The following is a 21,990-nucleotide window of genomic DNA, read 5'->3' as shown; positions in this document are numbered from 1 at the left end:
ACGTGGGTGGGTGAGGCGGGTTCGCCGCCGGTGTAGACGATGCGGGTGGTGGTGAAGGTCTCGGGGTGTTCGTCGGTCAGGTAGTTGAACAGGCTCGACGACAGTTGCAGCATCGTGACGGCGTGCTCCCGCGACAGTTCCGCGATCACCGCGGGCTCCGGGCGTTGTCCGGGGTGGAGGACGGTGGTGCCGCCGTGGAGGAGGGCGCCCCAGAATTCGAGGCTGAAGGCGTCCCAGGAGACGGGGGAGCATTGGAGGAAGGTTTCGCCGGGTCCGAAGGTGGCGTAGGTCTGGGCGGTGAGGGTGGAGACGAGGTTGCGGTGGGAGGAGAGGATGCCCTTGGGGCGTCCGGTGGAGCCGGAGGTGAACATGACGCAGGCGACGTCGTCCTGGGTGAGGGGGACTGCCAGTGGGGTGGCCGGGCGGTCGGCGATGGTGGCGGCTTCGGTGTCGACGCGTACCGTCGTCCACTTGCCTCGTGTCAGGCGGGTGTGGTGGTGGGTGTCGGTGATGAGGGTGGTGATGGCGGCGTCGTGGGCGGTGCGGGTGAGGCGTTCGTCGGGGAATTCGGGGTCGAGGAGGGCGTAGCCGGCGCCGGTTTTGAGGACGGCGAGGACGGCGATGGCGAAGTCGGTGCCGCGGTCGAGGAGGATCCCGGCGAGGTCGCCGCGGCCGAGGCCGGTGGTGGTGGTGAGGTGGTGGGCGAGGCGGTTGGCGCGGGTGTCGAGTGCGGCGTAGGTGAGTTCGAGGCCGCCGAAGACCAGGGCGCGGGCGTCGGGGCGTAGCCGGGCCTGTTCCTCGAAGCGGTCGACCAGGGTGTCCTGTCCGGTCTCCGCCCGGATGCCCGTCCACTCGCGGAGCACCTGCCGCCGCTCCGCCTCCCCGAGCAACTCGACCTCGGCGAGCGGTCGTTCACCGGAAGAGGACAGGACGGCGTCCACGAACCGCAGGAAACGGTCCTGGTGCCCGGCGACCGCGTCGACGTCGCACACCTCGGGCGCCGCGTCGAAGTCGATCCGCAGACCGTCCTCGGGCCCCAGGTCGTACACGCCGACCGCCAGGTCCTCCACCGGCCCGTTGCTCAGGTTGTGCTGCGAGGTCGGCAGTCCGCAGAAGCGCATCCCCGGCGTGAACGCCATGATGTTGATCAGCGGGGCGGTGATCCGTCGCTCCGCCTCGCCCAGACCCAGATCGCGGCACATGTCCTCGTACCGGGTGCGCTGGTGCTTCAGGGCGCGGCGCGTCTCGGTGACCACCGTGGTCAGCAGCCCGGCCGCCGTCGTGGCCGCCGGTACCGCCACCCGCAGCGGTACCACGTTCGACATCATCCCCGGCGTGCGGCGGGCCAGTTCGGTGCGCCGGCCCGTCACCGGCAGGCCCAGCACCAGCTCCCCGCTCCCGCTGACCCGGTGCGCGTACGCCGCGACCAGCGCGATCACCAGCATCGACCACGGCGCCCGGCGCGTCCGGGCCACCTCCCGCAGCCGCTCCGCCCGCTCCGGCGGGAGGACCACCGTCCGGCGTACGAAGGGCAGCGCACCCGGCGCCGTACGGCCGGTCCGGCCCTCGCCGAGGCGCGGCGTCGGCGGCAGTCCGGTGAGGTGTCCGGCCCAGTGGGCGCGGTCCGCGGCGCCCTCCGGCGAGGTGCGGTAGGCGGCGTCCTCGGCCAGCAGCTCCGCCAGGCTCCCGAACGGGCTCGGCCCCCAGGGCTCGCCCGCCGCCGCCCGCTCGTACAGCTCGACGAGCCGCTGGTCGAGCAGGGCGATGCCCAGCCCGTCGATCACCAGGTGGTGGAAGGCGTGGAAGTAGAACCAGCGCTGCTCGCCGCGCTCCGTCCGGCCCGCCCGGACCAGGACGTGCCGGGTGAGCCAGTCCGTCTCCAGATCGAACGGCCGGGCCAGTTCCGCCGCCATCCAGGCGCGGCCCGCCCGCGCCGGATCGGGTTTGCCGTCCAGGTCGACGACGCGCAGCGACCGGCCCTCGGGCTCGGGGTGCAGCAGCTGCCAGGGGCTGCCGTCCTCGTCGGAGCCGGTGCCCCTGATCCGCAGGATGTCGGCCTCGCGGGCCAGCCGGTACCAGGCGCGGGCCAGCAGGGCGGGGTCGAGGGGGCCGGTGAGCTCCCGGTACTCCCCGATGTTGTAGCGGCAGCCGGTGGCGTCGAGGCCGTGGGCCGTCCAGATGTCGCGCTGCGCCGCCGACAGGGGCAGCCGCACAGCGGCCGGCCCGTGCGCGCTGCTCCGTTCGGACGCGGTGGGAGACATGCGGAGGCTCCTCGGAAGGGGTGATGGGGTGGATCGGGAATCCGGGATCCGGATGTGCCGGGGGCGCGCCGCCCGGCCGTACGTCATACAACCCGCGGGCCGTGGACCGCGGCGGCAGTTGCTCCGGCACTCCGGCAGCAGTTCCCGCCGGGCCGGCCGGGCGCCGTCAGGCCCGCTGCGGGGTGCGGCGGGCGGCGGCGCGGACCAGGCCCAGGACCCGGAAGCGGGCGCCGCCGCTCTCGTGCGCGGCCCGGACCATCCCGCCGATCAGCAGTTCGCGCAGCATCCGGCCGGACTCCGGCAGGCCGCGCCCCGTCAGCGCCACCACCTCCGTGAGCCCGAACTCCGCCTCCAGGCCCTCCGGTTCCCCTGCGCACAGCGCGTCCATCAGCTCCCGGGCACCGGGCGACAGCCGGTCGGTGCGCCGGTGCAGGGCGGCCCGGAAGCCCTCGGCGCCCGCGCCCCCGCCGAGGTGGTCGAGGAGGGCGACGGGATCGGCGTCGAGGCCGTGGCACAGCGTCGCCAGATCGCAGACCACCAGCCAGGACGCGGCCGCCGCGAGGGCCCCCGGGTGTCCGTCCAGGCTCCGGCAGAGCCCCGCCACCCGTTCCAGCTCGGCGGGTCCGGCCGTGAACTCGGGCCGAACGCGCCGGACGTGGCCGAGGAAGACCCGTACGGCCGGAGCGGCCGCGACCGCCTCGGGGGCGGCTCCCCGCGCGGGCACCTCCAGCGGGGGCAACAGGAAGATCCGCTCCCCGGGCGTTTCCCACGGCTGCTCCGAGGTGACCAGCAGCCGCAGCCCCGGGCAGGCGCGCAGCAGGGCGGTCAGCCGGTCGAAGCGGGGTGCGGCCGCCGGAGCGCCGTCCAGGGCGAGCAACACGCTTTGCTCGCCGATGAGTTCGCAGAGGTCCGGGAGCGCTGCGGCCGCCTCCGGGTCCTCAGCGGGCCGTTCCGCCGCCGCCGGACCGCCGTACAGCCAGGTCACCGTCCCGGTCACCCGCCGCGTCAACTCCGCCTCGCCGCAGGCGAGATAGTCCGCCGTGGCGTCCGGAAAGGCGTGCCACAGCACCGGCACGCCCGCCCGGTGCAGCCGCTCGGCGACCTCCAGCGCCACCCGCGTCTTGCCCACCCCGCCGAGCCCCACCACGTTCACCAGCCGCTCGCCGCCCGCGCCCAGCTCCCGCTCCAGCACCGCCGTCTCCGCGTCCCGCCCCGGCATCGCGTGCAGCGCCGTCGGGGGCGCCGGGGGCAGGGCCCAGCCCTGGCCGCCCGCCCGGCCCTGCTGGGCGGCGGCCTCCAGGGCGGCCCGGGCCCGCGGGCCCAGCCGCAGCGCGTCCGCCATCAGCCGCACCGTGTCGGGGCGGGGGCGTCTCGCCTTGCCGTGCTCCAGATCGCGGATGGCCCGCACGCTGATCGTCGAGAGGTCGGCCAGCTCCCGCTGCGTGAGCCCGATGCGCAGCCTGTGGGCCCGTATCAAGGCTCCCACCCGGGAGGTCGTGTCCGTGTTCACATGGGCGTTCATAGAGGCGCTCCCGGTGACGATGGGGGGAACGGCGGGGTCAGGGGTGACGACCCGGTTCCTGTTCCCCATCGTCGGCAGCGCGCTATCGCGCAGGCATCTCCGGCCGATCGGCCCCCGGCCGCACCCGCCGCTATCACCGCCGGCCGGAATATAGGACCGTGCGAGCGGGACGTGATAGCGGCGGGATAGGGGCGGGGCCGGTGCGGGGATTCCGGCCGTTCCTAAGTTGAGGTCCAGAAAGAAGGAAGCGCCCCGGAAAGCCGGAGCGCACCGACGGAAGGATCCGACATGAACCTCGCCCCCGCCCTCCGCGCCGCCCTCGTCACCGCCGCCATCGCCGGAGCCGCGGTGCTCGGCACCCAGGTCGCCCAGGCCGACGGCCCCGTCACCGCCGGGACCACCGCCGGGACCCCGGCCGCCCCGCAGACCACCCCCGCGCCGAGCTCCTCCACCGACACCAACCCGTGGGACTGACCCGCCCCGCAGGGGCCCGGGCCCGCCCGTCCCGTCAGGGAGTGCCCAGCAGCTTGACGGCCTCGGCCAGTTCCTGCTCCATCCCCCGGTCCCGGAAGGCCCGTACCGCGCTCTCCAGCAGCTCCCGGGAACGCGAACGCTCCCCGGCACCGCCGTTCGCGGCCAGCAGCCGCGCCAGGTCCAGGCGCACCAGGGCGGCGCCGCCCTGGTCCATGATCTGCTCCCGCACCGACAGGGCCTGCGCGTAGAAGCCGCGGGCCGCCTCGCACCGCCCCATCTCGGCGTGCGCGTGCCCCAGATCCCGCAGCAGGTGCCCCTCGCCTATCACGTCACCGCTGTCCCGGCACAGCTCCAGCACCTCGGTGTACGTGGTCACCGCCCGCTCGTGCTCCCCCTGACCCTGGAGCAACTGCCCCGCCCTGCGCAGGGTCCGGGCCTGGCCGCCCGTGTACCCCACTGAACGGTAGATGCCGAGCGCCTCGTCGAGCCGGCTCTGCGCCGCCGAACTCTGCCCCCGCCGCATCCAGATGTGCGCGCTCTGCGTCAGCACGATCGCCCGGCCCACCACGTCGCCCGCCCGGTCGAAGTCGCGGAGCGCCCGGTCGTAGAGGGACAGGGCGTTGTCCTCGTTGCCCCGCATGCGCTCCAGGAGCGCCAGGTCGCGGTGGCACAGCGCCAGGCCCTGCCGGTCGTCCAGCTCCTGGAACAGCCCGAGGGCCGTCGTCAGCGCCGAGCGGGACTCCTCGCTCTGGCTGCGACCCAGGTGGAGCACGCCGAGGGAGCTGAGCAGGGCGGCCGTGCCCCGGGTGTTGCCCGCCGCCCGGGCCGACTCCAGCGCGAGACGGTGCGTACGCTCCCAGTCGTCCAGGTACCCGCGGCCCTCGAACAGGGTGGCCAGCGTGGTGGCCAGGTCCCAGCACAGCTCGTCCATCTGCTCGCGCGCGGCGTGCTCCACCGCCTGGACCAGGTTCGCGTGCTCGCTGTCGAGCCACTCCAGCGGATCGACCAGCAGCTCGTCCACACAGCTCGCCGGGGGTTCCCAGCGCGGCGCGGTGCCGTGCAGCACGGTGAAGTCCCCGCCGTAGATGCGCCGGTGGGCCTGCTCCGCGAGGGACATCCAGCCGCCGAGCATCCGCGCCGTCGCGGCCTGCTGGTCGGCCGGCTCGTGGTGCGCGGCCAGCTGCTCGCGCGCGAACACCCGGATGATCTCGTGGAAGCGGTAGCGGAACCCGCCCGTGGACTCCACGCCGACGACGTCCAGCATCTGTACGTCGACCAGCGGTTCCAGCAGGTCCGAGGCGAAGGGCCGCGGATCGTCGAGCAGTGCCCCCGCGAGCCAGCCCGGCAGGGTCTGGCCCTGGGCCAGGCTCAGCAGGCGCAGCAGCCTGCGGTCCTCCGAGGCCAGCCCGTCGTGGGTGAGGGAGAGGCTGGCCCGCATCGTCATCTCGCCGTGCGTCAGCTCGTCGAGGCGGTGCCGTTCGTTCGCGAGGCGGTGCACCATCGACGCCAGCGTCCAGTGCGGGCGGGCCGCCAGCCGCGCCGCGACGATCCGCAGGGCGAGCGGCAGCCCGCCCACGGTCCGGATCAGCGCTTCGACGGCCACCGGCTCGCGGGCCACCCGCTCCTGGCCGATCACCCGGACCAGCAGCTCGACGGCGTGCTCGGTGCCCATCACGTCCAGCTCGACGCGGTGCGCCCCCGGCAGGCCGGTGAGCCGGACCCGGCTGGTGACCAGCACCGCGCAGGTGTTGCTGCCGGGCAGCAGGGGCCGGACCTGGCTCTCCGACGCGGCATCGTCCAGCACCACCAGGACCCGGCGGGACGCCAGCAGCGTGCGGTACATCTCGGCGCGCTCGTCCTGCGATTCGGGGATCACCGGGCCCGGGATGCCGAGGGCGCGCAGGAACCGGCCGAGCACCTCGCCCGAGGTGGCCGGGGTGCCCGTCCCGCGCAGGTCGCAGTACAACTGGCCGTCGGGGAAGGCGGTGTCGCTGAGCCGGTGCGCGATGTGGGTGGCGAGCGTGGACTTGCCGGTGCCGGGCTTGCCGACGATCACGGCCACTCCGACGGCGCGGCCGCCGCCCTCGCCGAGCAGCGCCCGCTCTATCCGTACGATCCCCGCCTCGTCCCCGACGAAGTCCGAGGTGTCGGCGGGCAGTTGCCGCGGAGTCTCCTCCCGGTACCCCGCCCCGCCGTCCCCGGCCCCGCCGTTGCCGGGATGCCCGTGGGCTGCGGCGGCCCGGGTGCCCGGGGTCGCGCCGGGAGCGTCCGGGTGGTCCGCGTCTCCGGCGGGCGCCGCCCCGGCGGCCGCGCCCGGGTGCCCCCGCTGGGCGGGGACGTCGGGATGCCCGCCGGGTGCGGTGAGGGCGCCGGGGCGGGGAGCGGCCACGGGCCAGGCGGCCGCGCCGGTGCTCCGCTCCCCGTCCGGTTCGCCCGGGTCGCCGCCGGGGGCGAGGCCGGCGGGCGCCGTGAGCGTGCCGGTGGCGCCCGGGGCCTGGCCGGGCGCGCCCGGGTGGCCCCCGGTCCTGCTCGCCACGGCCGCGGCGGGCACGCCGGGGGAGACCCCGGGGACGGCGACGGGTGTCCCCGGGTACGCGCCGGGCACCGGCCACGCGGCGGCGCCGGGCAGCGCCCCGGGGGTGCGGCCGGGGTGGGCGCCGGACGGCGCCGGGTACGCGACGCCCTCGGGCCCGGCGGCTGCGCCGGGGTGGGAGACGGAGGCGGGCCCCGCGGCGCCGTCCGCCGCGCCGGGGCGAGCGCCACCGGGCGTCCACGCCGCACCCGGCGCCCCCGGTGAGCCCGGTGCCGGGTCGGTGTAGCCGCCGCCGAAGGGGGTGGGCAGGGCTCCGGCGTAGCCGTGCGGGTCCGCGCCGCCCGCGGGCCAGGACGTACCGTCGGACGGGGACGCCGCCCAGCGGCGGCCCCGGGGATCACCGGTGGCCGCCCGGCCGGCGCCGCCCGGCGGGGCCGTCGCGGAACCGCCGGGGGGTCCGTCCCGGTCCGGGACGCGGTGGGCCGCGAACGGGCCCGGTCTCGCGGTGGGCGGGAGCGGCGGGACCGCGCCCGAGAGGATGGCCCGCTCCAGCCCGCGCAGCTCGCCGCCCGGCTCCAGGCCGAGTTCCTCCACCAGCAGCTCGCGCCCGACCCGGTAGCTCTCCAGCGCCTCCGCCTGCCGGCCCGACCGGTACAGCGCCAGCATCAGCTGTCCGCGCAGCCGCTCCCGCAGCGGGTGGACCCGTACCAGCAGCTGGATCTCGCCGACCAGCTGGTGGTGGCGCCCCAGGTCGAGCTCCAGCTCGATGCGGGTCTCGGCCGCCGTCAGCCGCTCCTCGTCCAGCTGGAGCGCCTTGCTGCGCAGCGTCTCGCTCGACACCCCGCTCAGGCAGTCGCCCTGCCACAGCTCACCGGCGAGACGCAGCAGTTCCGCCGCCTCGGTCGTCTCCCCGCGCTTGCGCAGGATCCGCGCGTCCGCGACCCGGCGGGCGAAGACGGCGGCGTCGACGAGGTCGCCCTCCGTCTTGAGGGCGTACCCCGGCGGCCGGGTGGTGATGGCGGCGGCGATGGCGGCCGTCGTGAAGACCTTCCGCAGCCGCGACACGCAGATCTGCACCTGCGTCCGCGCCGTGTCCGGGGGTTCGTCGTCCCAGATCAGGTCGACCAGGTAGTCGGTGCTGACGACCCGGTTCGCCTCCAGCAGCAGCGCGGCGAGGATGACCTCCTGCCGCCCCGGGGGGATCCGCACCGGCCCGCGCGGACCGGCCACCTGTAACGGTCCGAGGATGCGGAACACCACCGTGTCCGGGGTGTGCGGAGCCCCGCCGGGCGAAACGGTCATGATTCTCCCAGCTGGAGGCACACCAGAGATCGGGTGGAGCGCGGGCTCAGTCTTCCCGAACACCTCTCCGGTTGTCCATGGTGTGGAGATTGCGTGGTGGTGAACCGCGATAGGCAGGGGATAGCCCGGAGTTGCGGCCCCGGCGGACCGTGGGAGGGCGGCACCCGGAGGGGGTGCGGCGGTACGAAAGGACCTCCCATGACCAGTCGGCACGCCGGGCCGCTGACGCCCAGCCGGGTCGTCACCGACTCCGGGGTGGACCACGTGCGCCTCGCCTACCACTACCTCGACACGGGGGACCTCGACGGCTACGGCTCCCTCCTGCACACCGGCACCGCCCTCGGCGCCGACCTGGAGTGTCCGGCGGCCACCGGAGCCCGCCACCACATCACCCGGATCGTCGCCGAGGGTGACTGCGTGATCGCGATGGGCCGACTGGCCCCGCAGCAGAACGAGTTCGTCGACGTGTTCACGCTCTCGCCCGAGGGCATGCTGCGCGACTGCCGCCGCTTCTACCCGGCCCCGCCGGGGGCCTGAGCCGGATCCGCCCCACCGGACCGGGGCCGAACCGTGCGTTCCCCGGGCCCGGTCCGCCGTGCGGCGCTAGGGTGCCGGGCGGGGGAGCGGACGAGGGGGGACGGCTGTGAGATTTCTGTTCGTGCACGGTACGGGCGTACGGCGGGAGCGGCACGACACGCTCTTCGGGCTGGTCCGCGAGCGGCTCGCGGCCCGGTTCCCCGGCGCGGACGTCGACTCCTGCTTCTGGGGCGAACGCTTCGGCGCCCGGCTCGCCTCGGGCGGCCGGTCCGTCCCCGGGCTGCGCACCCCCGGTCCCGCCGAAGGGGAGGACGCCGAGACCGCCGAGTGGGGGCTGCTGCTGGCCGACCCGCTGTGCGAGCTGCGCGTACTCGCCGAGGCCGGCTGGGAGACGGGCCTCGGGGGCCCCGGCCCCGGCGGCTACGGCGGCCCGGACGGCGACCCCTTCGCCATGCCCGGCGTCCGGGCCCCCGGGGAGCGGGCCCTGGAGCTGCTGCGCCCCCTGGCCCGCGCCCCGTACGCCCCGCCCGCCGCCGCCGCCGACGGCGCCCCCGCCGTCGATGCCCCGCCCGCCGCCGACGGGGAACTGGCCGCCCTGCTCGGCGGCACCGGCCTCGGCCCCGGCTTCCGCGCCGCCGTGACCGGCGTCGCCGGATCCGCCGAGGCGGCCCGGGCCGCGGCGCGGGCCGCCTCGCAGGCCGAAGCCCTGGAGCTGGCCGCCGCCCTCGCGCGAGCCGTCACCGCCGCCGCCCTCGCCGAAGCCGCCTCGGGAGCCGAGGCCGACTGCACGGCCGCCGAGCGGGACCGGCTCGTCGAACTGCTCACCGCCCGCCTCGGCGGCGACGCCCGCGTCCCCGGCGGCCGCGCCGCAGCGGTCCTTGGCCGGCTCGCCATGCGGGTCACCACGCAGCCCCTGCTCAACGCCTGGCGGGGCTCGCTGACCGTCGGCGCCGCCCCCGCCCTCGGCGACATCCTGCGCTACCAGGCCCGGGGCGCGGACCTGCGGGCGTTCCTGCACGCCCGGATCGCCGACGCGCCGGGCCCCACCGTACTGATCGGACACAGCCTCGGCGGGATCGCCCTGGTGGACCTGCTCGCCCTGGCGGCGGCCTCCGGCGGACCGGTGCCCGGCGCCGCGCTGCTGGTCACCGTCGGCTCGCAGGCCCCGTACCTGTACGAGCTCGGGGCCCTCACCGCCCTCGCCCCCGGCAGCCCCCTCCCGTACGGCTTCCCGCGCTGGCTCAACGTCTACGACCGCCAGGACGTGCTCTCCTACCTCGCCGGTCCCGTCTTCCCCGGGGACCCGCGCGTGAGCGACCACGAGATCAGCAGCCGCCAGCCCTTCCCGGCCAGCCACAGCGCCTACTGGAAACAGAAGTCCCTCTACGAACGCATCGAACGGGCGGTGGCCGAGGCGGGCCTCGGGTGACGCACCCCTCTCCGCCCCCCGGCCCCCTCGCCGACCGGCACGCCGGCCCGCTCCCCGCAGCGCGCCCCGGCCCCCGCGCCGACGCGATCCTGCCCGCCGGCCTGAGCCCCGCCCGTACCTTCGCCCTGGTCGCGGGGGTGGAAACGTACGAGATCAGCCGCCGCTGGAACCTGCGCGGCCCCGCCCGCGACGCCCTGCGCTTCGCCCGCTGGCTCACCGGCCCGGGCGAGGTGCCCGCCGCGAACGTACGCCTGCTGCTGTCCCCGCTCGACGGCCCCGGCCGGCTCGACTGGTCGGGACTGGCCGCGCTCCGGGACACCTGCCGCCCCGCCACCGAGGAGAACGCCGAGACGGTACTGCTGGACGAACTCCCTCAGTGCAACGGCGACTTGTTATGGATCTTCTGGGCGGGGCACGGCTACCTCGACCACCGCCGCGAACTGATGCTGCCCTGCGCCGACGCCCGTTCCGGCCGGATCCGCCACCTCAACCTCGATTCCGCGCTGCGCTGGTGGCAGACCGACCTGGTCGCGCCCCGGCGCTTCCCGCTCCAGGCCGCGCTGGTGGACGCCTGCCGGGTCGACGCCCCCCGCGACACCCGGTGGAACTTCGGCAGCGCCGACTACGGCGGCGGCGCCACCGTCCCCGGCCGCCGTCAGTTCCGGCTCTACGCCTCCCGCGAGGGGGAGGCCGCCGGGAACGACGCCGAACGCGGCGCCGGCCGCTTCACCGACGCCCTCCTCGCCGAACTCGGCGGCCGGTCCGTGCGCGACGGCGCCCTGGGCCTGCGCCGCACCGCCCGCACCATCCACCGGACCTTCGGGGAACTGCGCGAACGCGGCGAGGGCTGGCAGCTCCCGCAGTTCATCGTCCACCGGGACTGGGACGCCAACTCCTTCCTCGACGACCAGCCGCCCGTACCCGCCCTGCCCCGCACCCCCCGCCTGGACCAGACCGGCTGGGACGGCCTCGGCGGCCTCTTCGAGGGCCGTGGCCTGCCCCGCTGCGCCTACGAGGCCTACGCGTGGGCGTTCAAGGCCGCCGGCTGCACCACCCCGGTGCACGGCGCCCTCCCCGCCGACACCCTCCTCGACCTGGTCTGGGACCTCGACCAGCGCCAGGGCGGCCCGTCCGGACTGCCCCTCCCGGTGCCGTTCGTGCACTACCTCGCCGACCGGGCCCGGCGCGGCGGCCCCGGCGAAGGCCCCCGCGATCCGCACTGGGCCGCCGGGCTCGCCGCCTGGGTGCGGGAGACCCGCGAGCGCCTCGCCCTGCCCGCCCTGCGCCCGCCGCCCGCGCCCGCCGCGCGCGGCACCGCCCTCCACGTCCGGCTGGAGACCCCGGACGGCGACACGGGCGCCCTGCTGGCCCGCATCTGGCGGCGGCGCTGCGAACGGGAGGAACTGGTCTGGGAGTCGGGCGCCGCCCCGGTCGGCCCCGACGCCGTGCGCGCCGCCCTCGTACGGGAACTCGCGCTGCTGGAGGCGGCGCCCGGAACGCACGCCGAAGCCGTCGCCGGGACGCCGTACGAGCGGGTGGAGCGCGTCCGCTTCCAGGTACCGTACGAACTGCTGGAGGCGGACTTCGACCAGTGGCCCGTACCGCGCGGGCCCGGCGGCCGCACCCGCCCGCTCGGCAGCCTGTACGAGGTGTCCGTACGCTGCCCGCAGGAGCGCGAGGACACCCGCGCGGCCTGGCGGGCCGGCTGGCACTGGCTGTGCGCCCAGGACGGACGGCACCCCGACACGGTGCGCGTGGTGGCGGACGCCGACGCCGACGACGGGCTCGGCCTGCGGCTGGGGGCGCGCCCCGCGCCCGCCTGCGTCCTCGGGCACACCTCCGCGGGCCGCACCCCCGCCCTGCTGGAGGCCGTCCTGGAGGGCGGCGTCCCCGTCGCGGTCTGGCGGCGCGCGGGCCCGCCCGGGGCCGTTCCGGCGCCCGCCGCCGTGCCCGCCGTGCCCACCGCGTCCGCCGCCGACGCGCCGCCGGCGCTGCCGCCGCTGACCGAACTGCTCGCCCCCGAGGCCGGACCCGCCGCCCCCGCCGTATTCGCCCTGCCCGGCCGGGTGCGGGAGGTGCGCCGAGCCGCTGCCGCCCAACAGGCTCCGGGGGCAGACCGGTTGGTGCTGCTGTGGGACGATCCGGAGGACGTGACCGACCACCGCTCCCTGGCCTGACGATCCCCCCGCCCGCTCCGGACCCCGGACGGGCGGCCCCGGCGGCGACCCGGCCGCCCGACACCGACGATGGAGGCACAGGCAGTGGTGAAGGACTGGTGGCTGTACCAGGGCGCGGGCGGCGCCGAGGAACGCCGCGCCCGGCTGGAAGCCGGAGCCCCGCCGCCCTGGCGGGACTTCACCGGCGTCCCCGACGCGGGCTACCGGCCGCCCGGATGCGCGGGGGAGGCCTGGGAGCGCACCCGCCGGCGCGGCGAGGGCTACGTTCCCGACGAACCGGAGAAGGACGTCGTCAACACCGCCCTGCACCTGCGCCGGCCGCTCCTGATCACGGGCAAGCCGGGCGTCGGCAAGTCCACCCTGGCCTACAGCATCGCCGCCGACCTGGCCCTGGGCCCCGTACTGCACTGGCCGATCACCAGCCGGACCGTACTGCGCGACGGCCTCTACCTCTACGACGCCATCGGCCGCCTCCAGGAGGCCGGACTGGAACAGGTCCGCGCCCCGTCGGCCCCCTCGGCCCCCTCGGCCCCCGCCGGAATCCGCCCCGCCGCCCCGGCCGCCCCCTCCATCGCCCGCTACCTGCGCCTGGGCCCCCTCGGCACCGCCCTGCTCCCGCAGCGCACCCCGCGCGTCCTGCTCGTCGACGAGATCGACAAGAGCGACATCGACCTGCCCGGCGACCTCCTCACCGTCTTCGAGGACGGCGGGTTCACCATCCCCGAACTGGCCCGGCTGGCCAAGGAGGAACCCCGCGTCGCCATCGGCACGGACGACGACCCGGACGCCGCCGTGACCGTCACCCAGGGCCACGTCCAGTGCGGCTATTTCCCCGTCGTGATCCTCACCAGCAACGGCGAACGCGACTTCCCGCCCGCGTTCCTGCGCCGCTGCGTCCGCCTCCACCTCGAAGCGCCCGGCCCCGACAAGCTCGCCCGGATCGTCCGCGGCCGTCTCGGCATCGACATCACCGCCGAGGAGTCGGCCCCCTACCAGGACCTCGTCCGCAGCTTCCTGGAGCGCGCCGAGGACGGGGACCTGGCCACCGACCAGCTCCTCAACGCCATTCAACTGCGGCTGGCCGGAGCCTGGTCGGCGCCCGGCGACCGCGACCGCTTCCTGGCCACCGTGATGCAGCACCTGACCGGACCCACCGAGTGATCGAGAGGCTCCTCGCCGCCTTCGCCGAAGGCGCCGGGGAGGGTGCCGGGCCGCGCACCGACGTCGGCGCCGAGGAGCTCGCCGACATCCTGTGGCTGGCCGCCCGGGTGGACGCCGCCCCGTCACCCCGGACGCCGGACGGCCCCGCCGCCGCGCCCGGAGCGCGGCGGTCCGGCCCACCCCGGCCGCCGTCCGCCGACGGCCCCGCCGCGCTCCGCCCCGCCGGGGCGCCGCCCGCCGCCGTCCGGCTCTTCCCGGCGCCCGCGACCGCCGCCACGGTCACCGCCGCCGCCCCCGGGTCGGCCGCCGACGCGGGCGGACGGCGCGGCGTGCCCCTGCGGCTGCCGCGCACCGCCTCCCTGGACGACCCGCTCGCCCTGATGCGCTCCCTGCGGCCCGTCGGACGGCGCTCCATCGGCGGCCCCGGCGCGGAGCTGGACGAACAGCTCACCGTCGAACGCAGCATCGAGCACATGGTTCCCACGCCCGTGCTGCGCCCCGCCGAGAGCCGCTGGCTGGACCTGGCCCTCGTCGTCGACACCCACCACTCGATGCTGCTGTGGTCCGACCTCGTGGCCGAACTGCGCGGGATCCTCACCCGCAGCGGGGTCTTCCGCGACGTCCGGACCTGGCGGCTCACCGGGACCGGCCCCGGCCGCACCCCCATGCTCGCCCGGGGCCGGGGCGGCCCGCCCCGCAACCCCCTCGAACTGGCCGACCCGGCCGGGCGGCGGCTGATCCTCGTGGTCTCGGACACCGTCGCGGACGGCTGGCAGCAGGCCCCGCTGCGCGGCGTCCTGCGCCACTGGAGCGGCCACAACGCGGTGGCGGTCCTCAACGTGCTGCCCGAACGGCTCTGGACGCGCGGCGCCGTGCGGCCCGTGCCCTTCGCCGTCCGCAGCGACCGGCCCGCCGCCGCCACCCGCTCCTGGCAGCGGGTCCCGGCCGCCCGGCGGGCCCGGGGCGGCGGCCCGGTCGTCCCCGTCGTCGGCATCGCCTCCGGGAGCCTCGCCCGCCTGGTGCGCGTGGTCTCCGGGGACGGGCGCTGGCGCCGCCTGGCCTGCCTGCGCCTGGACGCCGCGCCGGCGGCGCCCGCCGCGCAGCCGCCCGGGGACCTCGGCGCCCTGGAGGCGGTGGAACGCTTCCGGGCCGCCGCGTCCCCGACCGCCCAGCAACTCGCCGCGCACCTGGCCGCCGTACCGCTGACGCTGCCCGTCATGACCCTCGTACGGCGTTCCCTGCTGCCCGGCTCCGGGCACGGTCACCTCGCGGAGGTGGCCCTGGGCGGCCTGTTCGCCCCCTGGGACGGCGAACAGGAGCCGGACGACACGGAGTTCGACTTCCTGCCGGGCGTACGGGACGTCCTGCTCGGGTCCCAGCTGCGCGGGGACGTCGCCGCAGTGCGCGAACTCGTGCGCCGCCGGGTCTGGGAGTACCTCGCCCGCCACCGCGGCACCGGCCCCGACTTCTCGGCGACGCGCGTCACCGACGGGACCGGCGGCCGGCGCCACGTCCCCGCCCGCGCCCGGCCCTTCGCGCAGCGCCCCGCCCCGGCCGACGTCCCGCCGCAGCGTCCCGATGCCGGCCCCCGCCCCGGCGCCGACGCGCCGCGGACCGCGGGGCTCGCGCACCGCGTCGTACGGGTCCGCTTCGAGCCGTCCGCCGAACCCGGTGAGGCCGCGACCCTGCTCGGCCCCCGGCTGGTGCTCACCGCCGGGCACGTCGCGCGGCCCCGCGACACCGTGGCCTGGGTGCGCTCCGGCGGCCGGGAGATCGCCTGCCGGCCCCTGTGGTGGGACGACGCCACCCCCCGGGTGTTCCTGCTGGAGAGCGACGAGGACCTCGGGGACCCCGTCGGCCTGCCCCCGCTGGAGTGGGCCGAGGCCGAGGGCCGGGTCGTCGTGGACGGCGTCACCGACCAGGGCGAGCCCGTCGCGCTGACGGCCCGGGTCGTCGCCGACGAAGGCGCCCGCAACGGCGAACTCCTGCGCCTGTCCGCCGAACCGGAGGACTGGACCCACTACCGGGGCGGGCCCGTATCCCGGTACGGGCTGCTGGCCGGCGTCGTGCACGGGGTCTGGCCGGAGCGCATGGTGTTCCTGTCGGGGGCGGCCCTGCTGGCGGACGAGGGCTTCCGGGGAGCGCTGGACGCCGCCGTACGGCCGCTCTCCGGCGCGCGCGAGCCGGACCCGCGGGTGGCGCTGACCGTCCGGGCGGACGAGGCCGTCACCCCGCACGCGAGCCACCCCCGCCGGGCGCTGACCGAGCTCCTCACCACCGCGATGGGGGACGCCGGGGTGACGGGGGAGGTCTCCGCCGGCCCGGAGCCGGAGGAGACCGTCACCGTCGTCCTCGACGCCCCGGCCGCCCTCGCCCGGGCCGGCCGGCTGCTGACCGAGCTGCCCCGGGTCCTCGCCCGCGCCGACGCGGACGGCGCCGCGGGCGCGGGGCCGCCGCTCGCCGTGGCCCTGGACCTCCACGAGGTCCACCCTTTGCCGGGACGCCGCTCCGCGGACCCGCTCGCACACGCCCTGGTCCGCACCCGGCTGCGGGAGACCCGGCCCCCCGAGCGGATCGTCCTCGTCCTCGCCCCCCACCTGCACGAGCGGCTCGCCGAACTGCTGGGCCCGTACGCCCTCGGCGACGCCGAACCGCTCGATGACGGCGGCGCGGGCTGGCTCCACCGGGGCGGGCCCGTGGAGCTGGCGGACCTGGTGACGCGGGCCGAGGAAGCCAGGGGAGAGAGCGACGACTGGCACCGCTGCGGCCGTTCCGCCTCACCGCAGCGGCCGTCCGGCTGCGCGGGCGTCCGGATCCCGGGGCACTCCCTTTGCCTGGCCCACCTCCCGCCCGCCGCCCTCACCGCCCACCTGGACACCCTGGGCCCCGGCTCCCCGGTCGACCTCCGCGGCACCACCTTCGAGGACGGCCTGCTGGAGCGGCTGCTGTCGGCGCTGCGCGACCCGGGGACGGGCCGGGTGCGGCTGGGGCGGGCCGCCTTCACGGGGGCGGTCTTCCGGGACGCGTGGGAGGCGCAGGGAGCCGAGTTCGAGGGGGACGCGGACTTCGCCCGGGCCGTGTTCACCGCCGAAGTCCGCTTCGGACAGGCCGACTTCCGAGGCGGTGCCTCCTTCCGGCGCGCCGTCTTCGAGCACCGGGCGGGCTTCTCCGACTGCCGCTTCGCGCGGACGGCCGACTTCGGGCACGCCGTCTTCCGGCGGGAGGCGGAGTTCACGTCGGCCCGCTGGCAGGGCACGGTCTCCTTCCGGCACGCCGTCGCCGAAGGGCCCGTCCAGCTGGCCGCATCGCACGCGCGGGAAGAGGCGGACTTCACCGGCATGCTGTTCAGGGGGCACGCGGAGCTCGGGGCGGCGGTCTTCTCCCGTCCGGTGTCCTTCGCGCACACGGTGTGGGAGGGCGAGCTGTCCGCCGTCGGCACCCGGTTGCGCGAGCCGGTCTTCGCGCACACGGTGTGCCGGGGTCCCGTGGTCTTCGCGAGCGCGGTGTTCGAGGGGCGGACCACCTTCGAGCACGTCGTCTTCGCCAGCGAAGTCGACTTCTCCAGCTGTGACTTCTACGATCCGGTGCTCTTCGACCACACGGTGTTCGAGGCGCCGGCCACCTTCCGCGAGTGCGGCTTCCGCGCGGGGATCTCCTTCGGCCACGGCGTCTTCCACGGGGGGTTCCACTGGCGGCTCTCGCGGGTCGAGGGCGGGGCCGCGGCCTTCAACGGCGCGGTGTTCGAGGGGTGGGCGTACTTCGAGGACGCCCTCTTCGCGGCGGGCACCTCCCTGGAGGGCGCCGCCTTCCACGGTGCGGTGAGGGTCGAAGCCGGTGTCTTCGGGGAGTTCCTCGACCTCGGCGACGCCACCTTCGACTCGGAGGTCGAATTCATCGGCACCACCCTGGTCCGGCCCCCCGGCCTGCCCCCCGCGTGGTCCGCGACCCAGTCGCAGGGGGTCTGGCGGATCAGCGCCCCGCGCCCCGAGGAGCCCTACGACTGAGACATCCCGGCCGGACGACCGCCGCACCCCGGGCGAGTTGAGCGGCGCCGACCGGGACCGCTTCCTGGAGCTCGGCATCCGCACCGTCATCGACCTGCGCTACCCGTGGGAGATCGAGGCCAAGGGCCGGACACCGCAGCCCGAGCGGTTCGCCGACGCCAACCTCGGCATCGAGCACCGGCCCTACGACCAGGCCGCCGTCGACCCCGCCGTCGACCCCTGGCGCTACCTCGCCGACCGCTTCGCGGAGGTCACCGAGGACGGGGCCGAGGGGATCCGCCGGGTCATCGCGCTCATCGCCGACGGCCCCGGGCGTCGCCGCCCTGGTCCTCGTCCTGCTGGAGGTCCCCGAAGAGGAGATCCTGGCCGACCCCACCACCCGCTACGGCTCCCCGGCCCGCTACCTCACCGACACCGTCGGCATCACCCCGGACGTCGTCGCCCGGCTGCGCGCCCGCCTGCTGACGTAGCGCCGCACCGCCGCGGCGTGGGCGGAGGGGCCGGAAAACCCCGTGCCCCGCCCGCGGCCGCGCTCGTAGACTCGCCCCACGCGCCGCCGACAGAGCGCCGCGTACCCGTCGCCGAGCGAAGAGAAGGGGAACCGCCATGCGCACGCACCGCACCGCCGCCGTTCCCCCGTCCCGGTACGACGTGATCCTGGTGTCCCGCAGCGCGCGGTAACGGCTGCGCGGCCGTCACCGTCCGCTCCTGACGCACCCCTGCCCCGCCCCGCCCCGCACTCCTGACGCAGGAGCGCGCCGCGCCGGGCCGGGCCGTGTCCCCGCGTCCGCCATCGCGCCGACCCGCTCCACTTCGCCACGCGGCACCGAAAGGCCCCGGGCCATGCGCACCGTTCGTACCGTCCACACCCCGCACACCCTCGCGACCATCCGCAACCTGGGCATCCTCGCCCACGTCGACGCGGGCAAGACCACCCTCACCGAGCGGATCCTCTTCGCGACCGGAGCCGTCCACAAGCGCGGCGAGGTCCACGCAGGCACCACCGTCACCGACTTCGACCCGCAGGAACGCGACCGCGGCATCACCATCTTCGCCGCGGCCGTCAGCTGCGCCTGGAGCGGCCACCGCGTCAACCTGATCGACACCCCGGGCCACGTCGACTTCGCCGACGAGGTGGAGCGCTCCCTGCGCGTGCTCGACGGCGCCGTCGCCGTGTTCGACGCCGTCGCCGGGGTCGAGCCGCAGAGCGAGTCGGTGTGGCGGCAGGCAGACCGGCACGGCGTGCCGAGGATCGCCTTCGTCAACAAGCTGGACCGGGCGGGCGCCGATCTCGACGCGGCCGTCGCCTCGATCCGGGACCGGCTCGACGTGGTCCCGCTGGTGGTGCAGCTGCCCGTCGGGCGCGAGGACGGCTTCACCGGCGTCGTCGACCTGCTGCGCATGCGGGCGCTGCTGTGGCGCGCGGGCGCCGACGCGTACGCGGTGGAACCGGTCCCCGAGCCGCTGCGCGCGGAGGCCGCCCGCCGCCGCAGGGTCCTGGAGGAGGCGGTCGCGGAGCTGCACCCGCGGGCCCTGGAGGAGTTCTGCGCCGACGGGGCGCTCACCACGGCGACGCTGGTCCGGGCCCTGCGCGAGCTGACCCTCGCCCGGCAGGCCGTGGTGGTGCTGTGCGGTTCGGCGTACCGCAACCGCGGGATCGAGCCGTTGCTGGACGCCGTACGGGACTACCTGCCGGCGCCGTCCGACATGCCGCCGGTGCGCGGCACGGCCCCGGACGGTACGGAGCTCGAACGCGCCCCCGACCCGGCGCAGCCGCTCGCGGCGCTGGCCTTCAAGGTGACGGCCACCGCCACGGGACGCCTGACCTACCTGCGCGTCTACGCGGGCACCCTGCGCAAGGGCGATCAGGTGCGCGATCCGGCGACGGGCCGCACCGAGCGGGTCGGCCGGATCCTGCGGGTCCAGGCCGACCGGCACGAGGAGCGGGAGGAGGCGTTCGCCGGTGACATCGTCGCGGTGGTAGGTCTGAAGGGCGCGGGCGCGGGCACGACCCTGTGCGCGCCCGGAGCGCCGCTGCTGCTGGAGCCGCCCGCGGTGGCGGAGCCGGTGGTGTCGGTGGCGGTCGAGGCGCGCCGCGGGACCGAGACCGGCCGGCTGGCGGCGGCGCTGGCGCGGCTGGCCGAGGAGGACCCTTCGCTGGTCGTGCGCCGCGACGCGGAGACCGGGCAGACCGTGCTGTCGGGGATGGGCGAACTCCACCTGGAGGTCGCGGTGGAGAAGGTCCGCCGGGACCACGGGCTGGAGGTGTCCGTCGGCCGGCCGCAGGTCGCCTACCGGGAGACGGTGGTGCGCGGGGTGCGCGGTTTCGTGTACCGGCACGTCAAACAGGACGGCGGCGCGGGCCAGTTCGCCCATGTCGTCATCGACGTCGAGCCCCGGGAGGAGGCGGGCTTCGTGTTCCGTTCGCAGGTCGGCGGCGGCCGGGTCCCGCCGGAGTACGCGCGCGCCGTGGAGGCGGGCTGCCGGGACGCCCTGGCCGAGGGCCCCCTCGGCGGGCATCCGGTGACGGGGCTGCGGGTGGTCCTCACGGACGGGGCGACCCACTCCAAGGACTCCTCGGAGATGGCGTTCCGGGCGGCGGGCCGGTTCGCGCTGCGCGAGGCGTTGCGCGCGAGCACGCTGCAGCTCCTCGAACCGGTCGCGGAGGTCACGGTGACCCTGCCCGAGGACGCGGTCGGCGGGGTGCTCGGCGATCTCGCGGGCCGCCGGGGCCGGGTGAGCGCTTCCGCCGTGCGGGCGGGCACCGCGGTGATCACCGCGACGGTGCCGCTGGCCGAACTGTTCGGCTACGCGTCCGGCCTGCGCGGGCGCACCCAGGGCCGGGGCACCTTCACCACCCGCCCGGCGGGCCTCGCCCCCGCGCCCCGCTGAATCCCTCCTTCCGGCCCCCGCCCGTACGCGGCGGGGGTCGGAAGGCAGGGCCTTGAACTCTCCCTTACATACCCCCCATGGGTATGCTACGTTGCTACGCGAAGGTACCCCCCAGGGGTATGAGGCAGAGGAGAGGTCAGGGCATGTCGAACGTCAATCCCCGGCGCTGGTGGGCACTTGGCGTGCTCGCCACCGCACAGTTCATGGTGATCATGGACACCTCGATCATCGGAGTCGCGCTCCCCGAGATGCAGAAGGACCTCGGCTTCTCGCAGGGCGAGCTCCAGTGGGTCTTCAACGCCTACGTCATCGTCTTCGGCGGGTTACTCCTGCTCGGCGGCAGGCTCTCGGACCTGTTCGGCGCGCGCAAGATCTTCGCCACCGGCTGGGCGACCATGATCGTCGGTTCGGTGCTCGCCGCCGCCGCGCAGACCGCCGCCGTCGAGATCGCCGGCCGCGCCGTCCAGGGCGTCGGCGGCGCGCTCATCGCGCCGTCCGCGATGACCCTGCTGATGATGCTCTTCGGGCACAACCCCAAGGAGCTCGGCAAGGCGATGGCGCTCTACGGCGCCGCCGCGCCCGCCGGCGGTACCGCCGGCGTGTTCCTCGGTGGTGTGTTCACCGAGTGGATGAGCTGGCCGTGGGTCTTCATCATCTACGTGCCGATCGGCCTCGCCACCCTCGCCGCCACCAAGCTGCTGCCCGCCGTCCAGGCCCGCCGCGGATCCGTCGACGTCCTCGGCGCCGTCGCCGTCACCGCCGGACTCGCGCTCGCCGTCTTCGCCGTCGTCCGGGCCCCCGAGGTCGGCTGGGGCGCCACCGCCACCGTGCTGGAACTGATCGGCGCGGCCGTCCTGCTCGCCCTCTTCTTCGTGGTCCAGAAGACCGTCCGCGAGCCGCTCATGCCGCTCGGCGTGTGGCGGATCCCGCGGCTGGGCTCGGCCAACCTCGCGATGACCCTGCTGGGCGCCGCCTGGATCCCGATGTGGTACTTCCTCAACCTCTACCTCCAGCAGGTGCTGAACTACGGGGCCTTCGCCTCCGGCGCCGCCCTGCTGCCCATGACCGTGCTGCTGATGATCTTCATGACGGCGATCACCGCCCGTCTCCTGGGCCGGTTCGGCGCCAAGCCGCTGATCGCGGGCGGCCTGCTGGTCCTGGCCGCGGGCCTGGTCTGGCTGTCCGCCGTGGAGCCGACCGGCACCTTCCTCGTCGACGTCCTGCCCGCCTCGCTCGTCGCCGCCCTCGGCATGGCGCTCGCCTACATCCCGGCGATGATGGCCGCGATGGCCGGGGCCCCGCAGGAGCAGGCCGGCCTCGCCTCCGGCATCGTCAACACCACGTACAACGTGGGCTCCGCCCTCGGCCTGGCCGCCCTGACCGCCCTCGCCACCACCCAGGGCGCCGGCGAGCTCGGCAACCTGCCCGCCCTCACCGACGGGTTCAGCGCCGCGTTCCTCGGTGCCGCCGCCGTCGCGGCCGCCGGAGCGGTGATCACGTTCCTCACCATGAAGGGCGACCGGTCCACCGCCGCCGCCTCCGACGCCCCGGCGCCGAGCGCCGAGAAGGCGGGGGTGTGAGGTCCGGGGCAACCCGAACCCGCCAAGGGGTCGCCCGACGTCCTTCCCGGACGTCGGGCGACCCCTTTTCCGTACGCCCGCGCGCGCCCGTCCCGTACCGCGCCGCAGCACACCCGCA

General features: G+C 76.2%; 12 protein-coding genes. 9 read left to right on the top strand and 3 right to left on the bottom strand.

The window, feature by feature from the left end:
* On the bottom strand, positions 1-2,261 hold a 2,261-nt coding region (locus ACGFXC_RS36885; RefSeq protein ID WP_393719311.1), incomplete at its 3' end, for an AMP-binding protein.
* Between the two features lie 166 nt (positions 2,262-2,427).
* Positions 2,428-3,783 carry a helix-turn-helix domain-containing protein gene (locus ACGFXC_RS36880; RefSeq protein ID WP_393719310.1) on the bottom strand — a complete coding sequence of 452 codons (1,356 nt, stop codon included), beginning with the start codon at positions 3,781-3,783 and terminating at the stop codon, positions 2,428-2,430.
* A 288-nt stretch (positions 3,784-4,071) separates the two neighbouring features.
* Between ACGFXC_RS36880 and ACGFXC_RS36875 the strand changes: the two genes are divergently transcribed.
* Positions 4,072-4,257: a hypothetical protein gene (locus ACGFXC_RS36875; RefSeq protein ID WP_393719309.1), complete on the top strand. Its 186-nt coding sequence runs from the start codon at positions 4,072-4,074 to the stop codon at positions 4,255-4,257.
* 34 nt (positions 4,258-4,291) lie between these two features.
* On the opposite strand, the gene ACGFXC_RS36870 is transcribed toward ACGFXC_RS36875, so the two are convergent.
* Positions 4,292-8,092 carry a BTAD domain-containing putative transcriptional regulator gene (locus tag ACGFXC_RS36870; protein ID WP_393719308.1) on the bottom strand — a complete coding sequence of 1,267 codons (3,801 nt, stop codon included), beginning with the start codon at positions 8,090-8,092 and terminating at the stop codon, positions 4,292-4,294.
* A 198-nt stretch (positions 8,093-8,290) separates the two neighbouring features.
* Between ACGFXC_RS36870 and ACGFXC_RS36865 the strand changes: the two genes are divergently transcribed.
* The 8 genes from ACGFXC_RS36865 (at position 8,291) to ACGFXC_RS36830 (ending at position 21,872) form a co-directional block, all read left to right on the top strand.
* The gene (locus tag ACGFXC_RS36865; protein ID WP_393719307.1) at positions 8,291-8,629 is read left to right on the top strand and encodes a nuclear transport factor 2 family protein; all 339 of its coding nucleotides are present in this window, start codon (positions 8,291-8,293) and stop codon (positions 8,627-8,629) included.
* A 106-nt stretch (positions 8,630-8,735) separates the two neighbouring features.
* Positions 8,736-10,058, top strand: coding sequence for a hypothetical protein (locus ACGFXC_RS36860; RefSeq protein ID WP_393719306.1), 1,323 nt, complete (start codon positions 8,736-8,738; stop codon positions 10,056-10,058).
* On the top strand, positions 10,055-12,235 hold the full coding sequence (locus tag ACGFXC_RS36855) for a hypothetical protein (protein ID WP_393719305.1): 2,181 nt from the start codon (positions 10,055-10,057) through the stop codon (positions 12,233-12,235). Before ACGFXC_RS36860 ends, ACGFXC_RS36855 begins: the two co-directional genes overlap by 4 nt.
* A 69-nt stretch (positions 12,236-12,304) precedes the next feature.
* Positions 12,305-13,396 (top strand): AAA family ATPase, encoded by a 1,092-nt coding sequence (locus tag ACGFXC_RS36850; RefSeq protein ID WP_393719304.1) that lies wholly within the window; start codon positions 12,305-12,307, stop codon positions 13,394-13,396.
* Positions 13,393-17,400, top strand: a complete 4,008-nt coding sequence (locus tag ACGFXC_RS36845; protein WP_393719303.1) for an SAV_2336 N-terminal domain-related protein — start codon at positions 13,393-13,395, stop codon at positions 17,398-17,400. Before ACGFXC_RS36850 ends, ACGFXC_RS36845 begins: the two co-directional genes overlap by 4 nt.
* 37 nt (positions 17,401-17,437) lie before the next feature.
* On the top strand, positions 17,438-18,055 hold the full coding sequence (locus ACGFXC_RS36840; protein ID WP_393719302.1) for a tyrosine-protein phosphatase: 618 nt from the start codon (positions 17,438-17,440) through the stop codon (positions 18,053-18,055).
* A gap of 188 nt (positions 18,056-18,243) precedes the next feature.
* Complete coding sequence (fusA, locus tag ACGFXC_RS36835) at positions 18,244-20,292, top strand: elongation factor G (RefSeq protein WP_393719301.1); 2,049 nt, start codon at positions 18,244-18,246, stop codon at positions 20,290-20,292.
* A gap of 143 nt (positions 20,293-20,435) precedes the next feature.
* On the top strand, positions 20,436-21,872 hold the full coding sequence (locus ACGFXC_RS36830) for an MFS transporter (RefSeq protein WP_393719300.1): 1,437 nt from the start codon (positions 20,436-20,438) through the stop codon (positions 21,870-21,872).
* Positions 21,873-21,990 lie beyond the last annotated feature (118 nt).

The sequence above is a fragment of the Streptomyces sp. NPDC048507 genome (genome assembly GCF_043199995.1).
Taxonomy (GTDB): Bacteria; Actinomycetota; Actinomycetes; order Streptomycetales; family Streptomycetaceae; genus Streptomyces.
The sequence above is the reverse complement of the archived record's forward strand: the minus strand, read 5'-3'. Positions and strand labels throughout refer to the sequence as shown.

Excerpts from the sequence above, each read along its gene's own strand:
- ACGFXC_RS36865 (WP_393719307.1), top strand. The coding sequence starts at position 8,291 with ATGACCAGTCGGCACGCCGGGCCGCTGACGCCCAGCCGGGTCGTCACC.
- ACGFXC_RS36830 (WP_393719300.1), top strand. The coding sequence starts at position 20,436 with ATGTCGAACGTCAATCCCCGGCGCTGGTGGGCACTTGGCGTGCTCGCC.
- ACGFXC_RS36850 (WP_393719304.1), top strand. The coding sequence starts at position 12,305 with ATGGAGGCACAGGCAGTGGTGAAGGACTGGTGGCTGTACCAGGGCGCG.
- ACGFXC_RS36870 (WP_393719308.1), bottom strand. The coding sequence starts at position 8,092 with ATGACCGTTTCGCCCGGCGGGGCTCCGCACACCCCGGACACGGTGGTG.
- ACGFXC_RS36880 (WP_393719310.1), bottom strand. The coding sequence starts at position 3,783 with ATGAACGCCCATGTGAACACGGACACGACCTCCCGGGTGGGAGCCTTG.
- ACGFXC_RS36875 (WP_393719309.1), top strand. The coding sequence starts at position 4,072 with ATGAACCTCGCCCCCGCCCTCCGCGCCGCCCTCGTCACCGCCGCCATC.
- fusA (WP_393719301.1), top strand. The coding sequence starts at position 18,244 with ATGCGCACCGTTCGTACCGTCCACACCCCGCACACCCTCGCGACCATC.